Source organism: Bhargavaea ullalensis (assembly GCF_042432615.1).
GTDB lineage: Bacteria > Bacillota > Bacilli > Bacillales_A > Planococcaceae > Bhargavaea > Bhargavaea ullalensis.
Genome location: NZ_JBHLWY010000005.1, coordinates 88,381 through 101,193 on the forward strand (window position 1 = coordinate 88,381; position 12,813 = coordinate 101,193).

Annotated in this window: 11 protein-coding genes; 9 read left to right on the plus strand and 2 right to left on the minus strand. The window is 60.6% G+C overall.

All coding sequences use genetic code 11. The features are described from left to right. The first annotated feature begins 15 nt into the window (after positions 1–15). On the plus strand, positions 16–996 hold the full coding sequence (locus ACFFIY_RS01210) for a DUF4003 family protein (protein WP_354194081.1): 981 nt from the start codon (positions 16–18) through the stop codon (positions 994–996). 51 nt (positions 997–1,047) lie between these two features. On the opposite strand, the gene ACFFIY_RS01215 is transcribed toward ACFFIY_RS01210, so the two are convergent. Together ACFFIY_RS01215 and ACFFIY_RS01220 are read right to left on the minus strand one after the other, a co-directional pair. Then, on the minus strand, positions 1,048–2,910 hold the full coding sequence (locus ACFFIY_RS01215) for an SEC-C metal-binding domain-containing protein (protein WP_354194083.1): 1,863 nt from the start codon (positions 2,908–2,910) through the stop codon (positions 1,048–1,050). Further along, a complete protein-coding gene (locus tag ACFFIY_RS01220; RefSeq protein ID WP_354194085.1) occupies positions 2,907–3,332 on the minus strand; it encodes a hypothetical protein in 426 nt (141 codons plus the stop codon). Before ACFFIY_RS01220 ends, ACFFIY_RS01215 begins: the two co-directional genes overlap by 4 nt. Before the next feature lie 180 nt (positions 3,333–3,512). Between ACFFIY_RS01220 and modA the strand changes: the two genes are divergently transcribed. The 8 genes from modA to ACFFIY_RS01260 all read left to right on the plus strand — a co-directional run bounded on the left by modA (position 3,513) and on the right by ACFFIY_RS01260 (position 12,796). Further along, a complete protein-coding gene (modA, locus tag ACFFIY_RS01225; protein ID WP_354194087.1) occupies positions 3,513–4,286 on the plus strand; it encodes a molybdate ABC transporter substrate-binding protein in 774 nt (257 codons plus the stop codon). Next, on the plus strand, positions 4,286–4,969 hold the full coding sequence (gene modB / locus ACFFIY_RS01230; protein ID WP_354194089.1) for a molybdate ABC transporter permease subunit: 684 nt from the start codon (positions 4,286–4,288) through the stop codon (positions 4,967–4,969). Before modA ends, modB begins: the two co-directional genes overlap by 1 nt. Positions 4,970–4,974: 5 nt before the next feature. Next, complete coding sequence (locus ACFFIY_RS01235; RefSeq protein WP_354194799.1) at positions 4,975–5,625, plus strand: ATP-binding cassette domain-containing protein; 651 nt, start codon at positions 4,975–4,977, stop codon at positions 5,623–5,625. Positions 5,626–5,792: 167 nt separating this feature from the next. Next, a complete protein-coding gene (locus ACFFIY_RS01240; protein WP_354194090.1) occupies positions 5,793–9,473 on the plus strand; it encodes a nitrate reductase subunit alpha in 3,681 nt (1,226 codons plus the stop codon). Beyond that, complete coding sequence (gene narH, locus ACFFIY_RS01245) at positions 9,463–11,043, plus strand: nitrate reductase subunit beta (RefSeq protein WP_354194092.1); 1,581 nt, start codon at positions 9,463–9,465, stop codon at positions 11,041–11,043. The genes ACFFIY_RS01240 and narH overlap by 11 nt, the downstream gene beginning before the upstream one ends. Beyond that, positions 11,036–11,611 (plus strand): nitrate reductase molybdenum cofactor assembly chaperone, encoded by a 576-nt coding sequence (narJ, locus tag ACFFIY_RS01250; RefSeq protein WP_354194094.1) that lies wholly within the window; start codon positions 11,036–11,038, stop codon positions 11,609–11,611. The genes narH and narJ overlap by 8 nt, the downstream gene beginning before the upstream one ends. Further along, positions 11,604–12,284 (plus strand): respiratory nitrate reductase subunit gamma, encoded by a 681-nt coding sequence (gene narI, locus ACFFIY_RS01255; protein ID WP_354194801.1) that lies wholly within the window; start codon positions 11,604–11,606, stop codon positions 12,282–12,284. The genes narJ and narI overlap by 8 nt, the downstream gene beginning before the upstream one ends. Before the next feature lie 50 nt (positions 12,285–12,334). Next, the gene (locus ACFFIY_RS01260) at positions 12,335–12,796 is read left to right on the plus strand and encodes a GAF domain-containing protein (RefSeq protein ID WP_354194096.1); all 462 of its coding nucleotides are present in this window, start codon (positions 12,335–12,337) and stop codon (positions 12,794–12,796) included. The last annotated feature ends 17 nt before the right edge of the window (positions 12,797–12,813 follow it).

Consider the following 12,813-nt stretch of genomic DNA (forward strand, 5'->3'; position numbering starts at 1 on the left):
CAAGGAGTGATCCCCATGGAAAACGCGGAACTCAAGGGACGGTTTGAAGAGGTCTATCCAAAACTGCAGAATTTGTTCAGCTGGACGGTCGACAAGCGGATCCTGCTGTCGATGGCGGGCGCCTATGCGCTGGCGGACCGGCCGTTCGACGGGCGCCGGCTGATGGAGATTTCGGATGAGCTGAAGCGCCGGTCCGGGTGGTTTTCGCCTGTCCGGGGACAGATCCACCCGATGCTCGCAACGCTGCTGGACAATCAGGAAGGAACGGCGGAGTCGGTCGTTGATGATTTGATGGAGAACCAGGAGATGCTGCGCGGACTCGGGTTCCGGAACACGATTCATTCCTACCTGGCCGCGATCTTGCTGCCAAACGGCGGACCCGAAGCGAGAAAGCGCGCGGTCGCCGGCAAACTCCTCTATGACGAGATGAAGCGCCGCCACCGCTTCCTCACGTCGGACGACGACTATGCATTCGCCGTCCTGCTCGGAGAAGAAGGCGGCAGTCCGGAAAAGCTTGCCGACGTGATGAAAGAGTACTACAGTGAACTGCGGTCGCTCGGTTTCCGGGCGGGCAATGAACTTCAGTGGATGTCCCAGACGCTCACTTACGGCAATGCCTCGTTCGACCGAAAACGGGCGGAAGCGGCGGCGGATCTTCGGGAACGCTTCAAAAAGGCCGGGGTGAAGCTAAAGCCGCTCCATTATCCGATGCTCGGCTTCCTCGCAGCGTTCCATGTGGAACAATCTGCGGTCGACCGGATCGTGGGCGTGACCCGCGCCCTCTCGGATATGAAGCTGTTCAGATGGTACAGGGAGATGGCGTTCTCGTTCGGCATCCAGGCCGTACTCAAGGAAGCGGCGGGCGCGGACAACGCCGTCGACATCGGAATGGCGGCCTCGATCGAGCAGATCCTCCGGGCCCAGCAGGCCGCAATGGCAGCGGGGGTTGCCGCTTCCGCCGCTGCCGCTTCATCCTCTGGAAACGGCGGATCTTAATGAAATGAACAACCCCGCATGGCCACAAACGGCGATGCGGGGTTTTTGAACTTAATTCTTTTCCAGGGTCTTTTCCAGAAACGTCCAGATGAGACGGGCCTCTTCGGGCGATCTCGGCGTAACGGCGGCCGATTTCGGATACGGGTCAGCGGCCGGCCGATCCCGCACCCACTTCACGGCATACGGGTTCTGGTCCGACGCCGTCCGGTAGGCCTCTTCCGCAGCTGTGCCGAGCACATTCCGCCTGCGCTCGGCTGCCCAGCGGAACCATGCATAAAACGCATTGTCCGCACCCGGTTCCTCATAGTGGTCCAGAAGGCTTTCCGCCTCGTCCAGGCGACCGAGCGAAATGAGCGCCGACAGGGCGACGTAGCGGGCACCCTGATGGTCACCCGGATTAAGCCGGAGAAGCGCATACAGCTCCTTGAACGCTTCCTCCATCCGGCCCAGTTCCCACAGATGGACGGCGAGAGCGAACCGGGCCCTCAAATACGGCCGGTTCGGCAGATACCCCCACGCCACATCCATCTCCTCTTCGAATTCTCCCTTGCCGGCTTCGACCGCCCGGCGGAGCAGCTCAAGCCGCGCATCTCCGGCCTCCGCGCGCTCTGCCGCAAGCAGGAGCGCATCCGAGTTTTGAGAATCCAGCCGGAGCGCCTCCGCCGACTTTTCTGTGCGCAGTCCCGGCTCTTTTGCCAGGTAAGCCTCATAGGCCCGGACCTGCGCCTCTTCCACGGGAGAGGCCGGCATGTACGGTTTCCCGTCATAGGCCTCCATCAGGCGGCGCAGTGCCTTTTCATCGGCAACCTCCGCCTTTGCCAGGTGCATGAACAGATTCCACTGTGAAAACTCGGCCGCAATCGGATCGGTTCCGACGCCGAACGCATACACCGGCTCTTCTTCCTCGTCATCCGGTACGTCCGCCCCGGCAATAAATTCCGCGAACGCTTCCGCAAATTCGGCCGTCTCGGCCGGATTGGTCCCGAACCGCCCGGCCGTCTCTTCGAGCGTCCATCCGAGTTTAAACGAGCCCACAGAAACGGCGTGCCAAACGGCGCCGGCAATTGCCTCCGACGGCACGGTCTCCAGTCCGCCGATGTAATGGAAAAAGGCCTCAAGCAGCCGGTCGTCCTTCAGATCCCGGCCGATCATGAACTCTTCCATCCGGTCGCAGACTTCCGTCACATCGTCCGCGACGGAAATCGGCTGTCCTTCCGCTTGTCCGAACAACCGGTAAGCCGCAAGCGGATGCTTTGCGTGAAATTCCTGTGCATCCGCCAGACCTGCTTCCATCGCGGCTTCCTTCAGCTTCCGCATCGCTCCTGCGTCCGCGCCCTGCGCATGGACAAGGCTGTTGAGCGGCATGAGCAGATGGTCTTCCCCGGGTTGGGGAACGAAAAACCCGATGAGCACATCTCCTGCGGCCGCTTTCACCGCCGCATCAGTCCGCAGTTCAAACGCCTCTCCCGACACAAGGTCGCTGAGCCGAAGAATTCCGTCTCCCGCACCTGCGACAAGTGCGGCAAGGAACAGCGGGTCTTCAAAGCCCCGGACGGCGTCTTGGGTCTGCGCCCGCTGGCCGGGTCTGGCCGAGCGGCGGACATAGCCGTTCCACTCGCCGACCGCCTCGCGGAAGAAGTACAGGTCGCCGATGATCGCGGCGGCCTCTTCCTCGCCGTGAAGCCGTTCGAGTTCACTGCCGTATTCACGGTGGCGCTCAAGCAATGCCCGGCGCTCGGCGGGAGTCGGATGGGCTTCGAAAAATCCGGCGATCACTTCGGCGGTTTCCCGGTCGGTCTGCTGCCGGAGGTGTTCGCGGCCGGTGTCGGATCCGCAGCATTTCTTATACTTTTGGCCGCTTCCGCACGGGCACGGATCGTTCCGGCGGACGACGGCGGTTTCCCGGCCCGTCATCGGTTCGGCTCGTCCAGCAGCATCCGTTCTTCGTCGCGGCTGTGGATCGCATTGACGACGAGAAGTGCATGGAACTGCTCGATGACCTCATCCGTCAGGCCGTCTTTTTCGAGCATGCCTTTGATGTCCGCCGCGATGATGCGGAGGAGGTCATGGTCGCGCGTCAACCGGACGACGGCTTCATCCAGTTCCGGATGAAGCTCGACCATCTCCTGATAGAAGCCTTCTTCTTCGGCGTCCGCATGGCTGATGACGCGTGTTTCCCAGTAATCGAGCAGATGGTCAGCCGCCTGGCGGGCAACTTCGTGTTCATTCGCCTTGATCAGGTCTTCCATTTCCTTTGTTTTCTGGATGGCTCCTGTCAGTCCGCCCTGGTGGATGGCGTGGTGGGCGTGGAGCTGTTTCAGTGCTGGTCCCGGCATCGGTCTCCGCCCTTTCAGATTTTTCATTCAGTATAGCATACGACATAGATTCCGGCGGACCGTCCCGGGAGTCCCCTGCGCCGGTACAGGGAATTCCCTGATCAAACCGAAAGTCTTTGACAGGATGCGCCGGCTATTCTACTTTTGATTCAGACAACTTAAGAGACTGGGGGAAGGAAGATGAGAAAGCTGATGAACGCGGCGGCGTGTGTCCTGTTTCTGCTTGCGGGCTGCGGAAGCCAGGGCGCCGCGGAAGAAAAAGAGGAGCTGCGCATTTCGGCCGCGGCCAGCCTGGCGGAAGTAATGGCCGAGCTGGAGCCCGGGTTCAAGGAATCCCATCCCGGGGTGAAGCTTGTCGTGAACTACGGCTCATCCACGAAGCTGCGGGCACAGATGGAGCAGGGTGCCCCGTTTGACCTGTTCCTGTCGGCGAGCGAAGAAGACATCGACAAAATGGCGGCAGACGGCCTGGTCGACCCGGACAGCATCCGGGTGTTCGCCGGAAATAAACTCGTGCTGGCCACCGCGGGGGAAGCGGACGGAAGCACGCCGGCAGAAAAGCTCCTGCTGGAGTCGGAAGGGAAAATCGCGGTCGGCGATCCCGACAGTGTGCCGGTCGGAAAGTACACGAAAGAGTCGCTCAGGGAGCTCGGCATCTGGGATGAACTGGACCGCCGGCTCGTCTTCGGAAAAGACGCGCGCCAGGTGCTGTCTTATGTGGAAAGCGGCAATGCGGAATACGGCATCCTTTATTCTTCGGACGCCTTCATCTCGAAAAAGGCGCATGTGGCGGGGGAACTGCCTGAGGGAGACACGCCGATCCGCTATCCGGCGGCCATCGCGAAGAAGACGGAGTTGAAGGCCGAGGCGGAAGATTTCCTTGAACTCCTGACGGGCGGGCAGGGCAGGCAGTCCATCGAAGACTACGGCTTCACCGTGCCGGACGGGGAATGATGGGCATTCCGGACCTTTCGCCGCTCGCGCTGTCGCTGCGGGTCGCCGTCCTGTCGACGGTGCTCGTCTTTCTTTTTGGAACTGCGCTCGCCCGTTTTCTGGGCCGGCGGGACTTTCCCGGAAAAAGCATCGCGGAGGCGCTCATTCTGCTGCCGCTCGTCCTTCCGCCGACCGTCGTCGGATTCGGTCTCATCATGCTGTTCGGCCTCAACGGACCGGTCGGCCGGCTGCTTGAAGACTGGTTCGGCATCCGGATTGTCTTCACATGGGTCGGCGCGGTGATCGCTTCATTCGTTGTCTCGCTTCCTCTGATGTACCAGAGCGCGCAGGGCGCGTTCGAAAAAGTTGACCCCCGCTGGGAAGACGTGGCCCGCACGATGGGCGTCGGCGAATGGCGCATTTTCCGGACAGTGACTTTCCCGCTCGCCTGGCCGGGCATCCTTGCCGGACTTGTGCTCGCCTTCGCCCGGGGGCTCGGCGAATTCGGCGCCACGCTCATGATCGCCGGCTTCATCCCCGGTGAAACGGTGACCGTTCCGCTCGCGATCTACTTTTCCTATGAAGCGGGCCGGACGGGAGAAGCCGCGTTCTGGGTCGTGCTCATCACGCTGCTCGGACTCGCAGCGATCACCTGGCTGAACGGCCGCCGCAGGAAAACCGCCCGTCTCAGGGGAAGGGAATGAACGAAATGCTCAAAGCGGTGTTCAACAAAAAACTGCCGGATTTCGAACTGGCAGCGGACTTTTCGATGGACCGGGAAATCGTCGCCATCGTCGGCCCGTCCGGTTCGGGCAAGACGACGTTCCTGAACTGCCTCGCCGGCATTGCCGACCCGGACGCCGGCACGATTGTCCTGGACGGCCGGACACTCTTCGGGAAAGGCCGGACGGTGAAGATCCGGGACCGGCAGGTCGGCTACCTGTTCCAGGACTATGCGCTGTTCCCGCATATGACCGTCCGCGGCAACATCCTGTTCGGCCTGCCCGGCAAGCCCGAACCCCCGCATGTCACCGAGCTCACCGGCCTGCTCGGCATCCGCGGCCTGCTCGGCAAATACCCCCGCGAAATTTCCGGGGGAGAAAAGCAGCGGACCGCACTTGTCCGTGCGCTGGCCATGAAGCCGCGGCTCCTGCTGCTGGACGAGCCGTTTTCCGCGCTCGACGATGCGACGAGGATCAAGTGCCGCGAAGAACTGATGCGCATTCATGCAGACTGGAAGATCCCCGTCCTCCTGGTCACCCACAGCATGGATGAAGCCCGCAGGGTCGCCACGCGCATCGTCAAAATCGAAAAAGGCCGGATGGATGAACTCCCGGCCGGTCCCGCTCTCCTTTCATGAGGAGGGCGTTTTTATTTTCCGAAAAGCCCGAACGAGGGAATTCCCGAACGCTAATAGGTCATTCCCTAATGGGACGAAGAAATTAGAAACTTCATAATAGAATCATCCAAACTAGGAGAATTGGCGATTCTCGAAGCTTTGCCTGCCTAACAAAGGAGTGTCGAATGATGAAAAAGAGAAGATATGGGCTCAACTTCCTCAAGCCGGTCGAGAGCTATTCGGGGAACTGGTCGATCCTGGAGGCGAAAAGCCGGGACTGGGAGAACATGTACCGCCAGCGCTGGTCCCATGACAAAGTCGTCCGGACGACGCACGGCGTCAACTGCACGGGCTCCTGCAGCTGGAAGGTGTTCGTGAAAAACGGCATCATCACATGGGAGAACCAGCAGATCGACTATCCGTCCTGCGGCCCCGACATGCCGGAGTTCGAACCGCGCGGCTGCCCGCGCGGCGCGACGTTCTCCTGGTATGAGTACAGCCCGCTCCGCGTGAAGTACCCGTACATGCGCGGCAAGCTCTGGCGGCTCTGGCGCGACGCGCTCGAAGAACACGGCGGTCATCCGATCAATGCGTGGGCAAGCATCGTCGAGGATCCCGAAAAGTCCCGCTCCTACAAACGGGCGCGCGGCAAGGGGGGCTTCGTGCGCGTCAGCTGGGAAGACACGCTCCGGCTCATTTCGGCGCAGCTCATCTACACGATCCGCAAATACGGCCCGGACCGGATCGCCGGCTTCACGCCGATCCCGGCGATGTCGATGATCAGCTACGCATCGGGCGCCCGCTTCATTTCCCTGCTCGGCGGGCAAATGCTGAGCTTCTACGACTGGTATGCGGACCTTCCGCCGTCCTCGCCGCAGATCTGGGGCGAACAGACCGACGTGCCGGAGTCGTCCGACTGGTACAATGCCGGCTACCTCATGATGTGGGGCTCGAATGTGCCGCTCACCCGGACGCCGGACGCCCACTTCATGACCGAAGTGCGCTACAAGGGCACGAAAGTCGTGTCTGTTGCGCCCGACCTTGCGATCAACGTCAAGTTCGCCGACAACTGGCTCGCCCCGAACCCGGGGACGGACGCCGCGCTCGCACAGGCGATGACGCACGTCATCCTCGATGAGTTCTACCAGAAGCGCAAAGAAAAGATGTTCATCGATTATGCCAAGCAATACACCGACATGCCATTCCTCATCCTGCTCGACCCGCACGAAGATGCACTCAAGGGAGGCAGGTTCCTCCGGGCGAGCGACCTTGGACAAGACACCGGAAATGCCGAGTGGAAGCCGGTCATCTTCGACGAAGCGGCGGACGAGATGGTCGTTCCGAACGGGACTGTCGGCCAGCGTTGGGAGAAAGACGGCAAGTGGAACCTGATCCTCGACAAGGAAGACGGCACGCGCATCGAGCCGGCGCTGTCCGTCGAGGGCCACGGCGAGGAATGGAAGGAAATCGTCTTCCCGTATTTCGACGAATCCGGCGACGGCACATTCCGCCGTGTCATCCCGGCACGCAAAGTCCGGCTCGCCGACGGCACGGAGCAATACGCCGCAACCGTCTATGACCTGATGATGAGCCAGTACGGCGTTGCGCGCACGGACAGCCCCTACAACGCCAAGGGATATGACGACGCCGACTCCCACTATACACCGGCGTGGCAGGAAAAGATCACGACCGTCAAGGCTTCCGTCGTGACGCAGATCGCGCGTGAATTCGCCCAGAACTCGCTCGATACGGGCGGCCGTTCGATGATCATCATGGGCGCGGGCATCAACCACTGGTTCAACTCGGACACGATCTACCGCTCGATCCTGAACCTCGTGCTCCTGACCGCGTCGCAGGGCGTCAACGGCGGCGGCTGGGCACACTACGTGGGCCAGGAAAAGTGCCGCCCGATCGAAGGGTGGTCGTCGATTGCATTTGCAAAAGACTGGCAGGGCCCGGCACGCCTGCAGAACGGGACGTCGTTCTTCTACTTTGCGACCGACCAGTGGAGATACGAGGAGCGGGGCACCGATACGCTGAAGTCGCCGCTTGCCGGCGAGCTTGACTACCAGCACCCGGCCGACTACAACGTCCTCGCCGCCCGGCTCGGCTGGCTGCCGTCCTACCCGCAGTTTGATAAAAACAGCCTGCTGTTCGCCGAAGAGGCCGCCCGGGAAGGGAAAGAGACAAATGAAGAAATCGTCGAGCGTGCCGCCGAGGAGATCCGTTCGCGCAAGACGAAGTTCTCAATCGAAGATCCGGGCGCACCGGAAAACTTCCCCCGTTCGCTGTTCGTCTGGCGCTCGAACCTGATTTCCAGTTCGGCAAAAGGACAGGAATACTTCATGAAGCACCTGCTCGGCTCGCAGGACGCCATGTTTGCGCGTCCGAATGAAAAGGACAAGCCGGAGGAAATCGTGTGGCGGGAAGACGTCGAAGGCAAGCTCGACCTGCTCGTTTCGATCGACTTCCGGATGACGACGACGCCGCTCACATCGGACATCGTCCTGCCGGCGGCCACCTGGTATGAAAAGACGGACCTGTCCTCGACCGACATGCACCCGTTCGTCCATCCGTTCAACCCGGCGGTGAACCCGCTATGGGAGTCGAGGACCGACTGGGATACGTTCCGTCAGTTGTCCGCGGTATTCTCGGAAATGGCGAAAACCCATCTGCCGGGCGTCTACAAGGACCTTGTCAGTTCTCCGCTCGCCCACGACTCGGCTAGCGAAATCTCACAGCCGTTCGGACTCGTCAAAGACTGGGCAAAGGGGGAGACGGAAGCGGTCGTCGGCAAGACGATGCCGAATCTGAGCATCGTGGAGCGGGACTACACGAAGATCCACGACAAGTACGTGACGCTCGGACCGAACATGTCCGTCGGGAAGACCGGCGCGCATGGCGTCAGCTTCTCCGTGGCGGAGGAGTACGAGGAACTGAAGCGCATCAACGGCGTGTTCGTCGATGAATCGATCAAAAGCGGACTGCCGAAAATCGAGACGGCCCGCCAGGCGGCCAATGCGGTGCTCCATCTGTCTTCCGCCACAAACGGCGGCGTCTCGCAGAAAGCGTACAAGGAAGCGGAAAAGATGTCCGGAGTCGAACTCGCCGACATTTCCGCGGACCGGGCAGCGGAACGGATCACCTTCCAGAGCATCACCGCACAGCCGCGGGAAGTGATCCCGACGCCGGTGTTCAGCGGGTCCAACAAATCCGGCCGCCGCTACTCGCCGTTCACGACGAACATCGAGCGGCTCGTGCCGTTCCGGACACTCACCGGGCGCCAGCATTTCTACATCGACCATGAAATCTTCCTGCAGTACGGCGAGGCACTGCCGGTGTACAAGCCGACGCTGCCGCCGATGGTGTTCGGCGCAGGGGACAAGGAAGTGAAGGGCGGCCACGACTCGCTCGTCCTCCGCTACCTGACCCCTCACGGCAAGTGGAGCTTCCACTCGATGTACCAGGACAATCAGCACATGCTCACGCTGTTCAGGGGCGGCCCGGTCGTCTGGCTGAACAATGACGACGCGGGCGCACACGGCATCAGCGACAACGACTGGATCGAAGTGTACAACCGGAACGGCGTGCTGGCGGCGAGAGCCGTCGTCAGCCACCGGATCCCGCGCGGTACGATGCTTGCCTACCACGCGCAGGACCGGCATATCCAGACGCCGGGGTCCGACCTCACGGACACGCGCGGGGGCAGCCATAACGCCCCGACGCGCATCCATATGAAACCGACCCAGATGGTCGGGGGCTATGCCCAGCTGAGCTACGGATTCAACTACTACGGACCGATCGGGAACCAGCGGGATGAATACGTGATGATCCGCAAGACGAAGGAGGTCAACTGGCTTGAAGATTAAAGCACAGATTGCCATGGTGATGAACCTGGACAAATGCATCGGATGCCACACATGCAGCGTCACGTGCAAAACGGCCTGGACGAACCGCAAAGGCGCTGAGTACATGTGGTTCAACAACGTGGAAACAAGGCCGGGCGTCGGCTATCCGAAGAGATGGGAAGATCAGGAACTGTACAAGGGCGGCTGGCAGATGCGCAAAGGGAACCTGGAGCTGAAATCCGGGAACCGGCTGTCGAAGATCGCCCTAGGGAAGATCTTCTACAACCCCGACATGCCGGAGATGCGCGATTACTATGAACCGTGGACCTATAACTATGAGCATCTGACGACGGCACCGGAAAGCGAGCATCCGCCGGTCGCGCGCGCCTACTCGACCGTGACGGGCGAAAAGATGGATCTGGAGTGGGGGCCGAACTGGGAGGATGACCTGGCCGGTGGCACGGTCACCGGACCAATGGACCCGAACATCCAGAAAATCGAGGAAGAGATCAAGTTCAACTTTGAAAAGTCGTTCATGATTTATCTGCCGCGACTCTGCGAGCACTGTCTGAATCCGAGCTGCGTCGCGTCCTGCCCGGCAGGCGCGATCTACAAGCGGGACGAGGACGGCATCGTGCTCGTCGACCAGGAAGCGTGCCGGAGCTGGCGGTACTGCACGACCGGCTGCCCGTACAAGAAGGTCTACTTCAACTGGCAGACGAACAAAGCCGAGAAATGCACGTTCTGCTTCCCGAGGATCGAAGAAGGCCTCCCGACGGTCTGCTCCGAGACCTGCACGGGCCGCATCCGCTACCTCGGCGTCCTTCTGTATGACGCCGACCGGGTGCTCGAAGCGGCATCGACGCCGGACGAAAAGGACCTGTACAAGGCGCAGTGCGACCTGTTCATGGATCCGTTCGACCCTGAAGTGATCGAGCAGGCCCGCCGAGACGGCATCGCCGAAGACTGGATCGAGGCCGCCCAGAACTCGCCGGTCTACCAGCTCGCGATCGAGCATCAGCTCGCCTTCCCGCTGCACCCGGAATACCGGACGCTGCCGATGGTCTGGTACGTGCCGCCGCTGTCGCCGATCATGAACTACTTTGAAGGCAAGGACTCGATCAAGAATCCGGACATGATCTTCCCTGCGATCGAAGAGATGCGCACGCCGGTCCAATACTTGGCGAACATGCTGACGGCCGGCGACACGCAGACGGTGAAGGAATCCCTCCAGCGCATGGCGATGATGCGCCAGTATATGCGCGCCCTTTCCTCGGGCAAGGAGTTCGACGAATCCCGCCTTGAGCGGGTCGGCCTGACGGCGGAGCAGACCGAGCGGATGTACCGGCTGCTCGCAATCGCCAAGTATGAAGACCGGTTCGTCATCCCGACGTCGCACAAAGAAGACCAGAACTCCTACAGCGCACAGGGGTCGGCGGGCTTCGGAAGCGACACGATGGGCCTCGGCCAGATGGGCACGGGGGGAGCCGGCTGCGATGGCTGCGGACCGGCGAGCCCGGCGGGAACCACGATGAAGACCGGCAAGGAAATCTACGAAGAGAACTTCTACGGGGGAATCTGGCGTGATTGATCACCGGAAGCTGTATACGTATAAAGAGTCGTTCGGCTTTTTCGCAGACCAGCTCATCTGGCCGGAAAACCAGGACTTCAGCCGGGAAACGATCGAGGCGGTGTTCGGGGCGGATCATCCCGCCCGGCACCATGTCCTCGAATTCGGTGCCCTCATGGAGCCATTTGATGGGGACGAGATCCAGGAGATGTACACGGCCACGTTTGACTTCGAAAAGGACTGCGCCCTCTACATGACCTGGTTCAAATTCGAAGATGCCCGCGAGCGGGGGCAGATGCTGGCCAAGCTCAAGGTGCTTTATGAAATGTACGGGCTGGAAATGCCGGACGAGGAGCTGTCGGATTACCTGCCGATCATCCTGGAATTCCTGTATGCAGCAGAGTGGCTCGGCGACCCTCGGACACCGGACAGTTTCCGGATTTTGATGGCGGTCCTGGAAGACGGGACCTACCATCTCGTAAAAGCGCTTGAAAAGGAGGAAAGTCCGTATTTCCATCTCGTGAAGGGACTGCGGGAAACCTTCAAAGCTTGTATAGAACAGGAGGCGCCGGCTCATGAGCATGGGTGATCAGTTTCTGTGGGTCATTTTCCCCTACATCTGCATCGTCATTTTCATTCTCGGCCACATTTACCGCTACCGCACCGACAAGTTCCACTGGTCGGCCAAGTCAAGCGAGTTCATCGAAAAAAAACAGCTGATGGTCGGAAGCCTGCTGTTCCACCTCGGGATCATCCCGGTCATTCTCGGCCACATCTCAGGGCTCGGCATTCCGAAATCCTGGCTTCACGCCTTTGGGGTCAGTGACCATCTGTACCACATCGGGGCGGTTTATATCGGCGGATTCTTCGGATTCATCACGCTGCTCGGCATGATCATCCTGACATTCCGCCGGTACTCGATCAAAAGCGTGCGCCGGCTCAGCACGACGTCAGACCTCATCGTCAATGCACTGCTCCTGTTCATCGTGTTCATGGGGATGTATGCCACGGTCGTGACGAATGTGACGAATCCGTCATTCGACTACCGGGACACGATCTCGGTCTGGTTCCGGGACCTGTTCCTGCTGCGTCCGGACCCGTCCTATATGATGGGCGTCCCTCTGTCGTTCAAGATCCATGCGCTCACCGGATTCGCCATTTTCGCCTTTTGGCCGTTCACCCGGCTTGTCCACGTATGGAGCGTTCCCCTGTCCTATGCCGGAAGAAGTTATATCTTGTACAGAAAGCACAAGGTGAATTAAGCTAAAGAAAGAAAACGCCGCATTTCGGGCAAAAACAGGAGAGTATTCAAATGGACAATAATCTGACCTATCAGGAGCTGGTGGACGGTTTGCGCACCCGGTTTGGCTTTGACTTCACTGCGCTAGCCGTCGAGGAGGACTCGCTGAATCAGTATGCGATCAGGTGGCGGGTCGCATCCGGCAATCTCAACAGCCGCTACAAGCGGATTGTCCTGAAGAAGGGGCGCGGCGTGGCAGGGACGGTGTACAAGACCGGCAAGCCGCTCCTCATCCAGTCGATTGACCCCGAGCGCCATGCGATCGGCCTGTTCGACTACCCGATTGTTGCTTCCGAACAGCTTACGAGCGTCGCGGCGGTGCCGCTTTGGAACGGCGGCCGGATTTCGGGCGTCGTGCTCGGGGGCTACCGCGGCGGCCGCGCGGAGTTGACCGAAGAGCAGATTGCCGCGCTCCAGGCCGCCGTGTCGGAGGGACTGCCGGGTTTTGACGGGAAGGAGCTGGTCTTCCGTTGAATTCAGTGCGCCGCGAC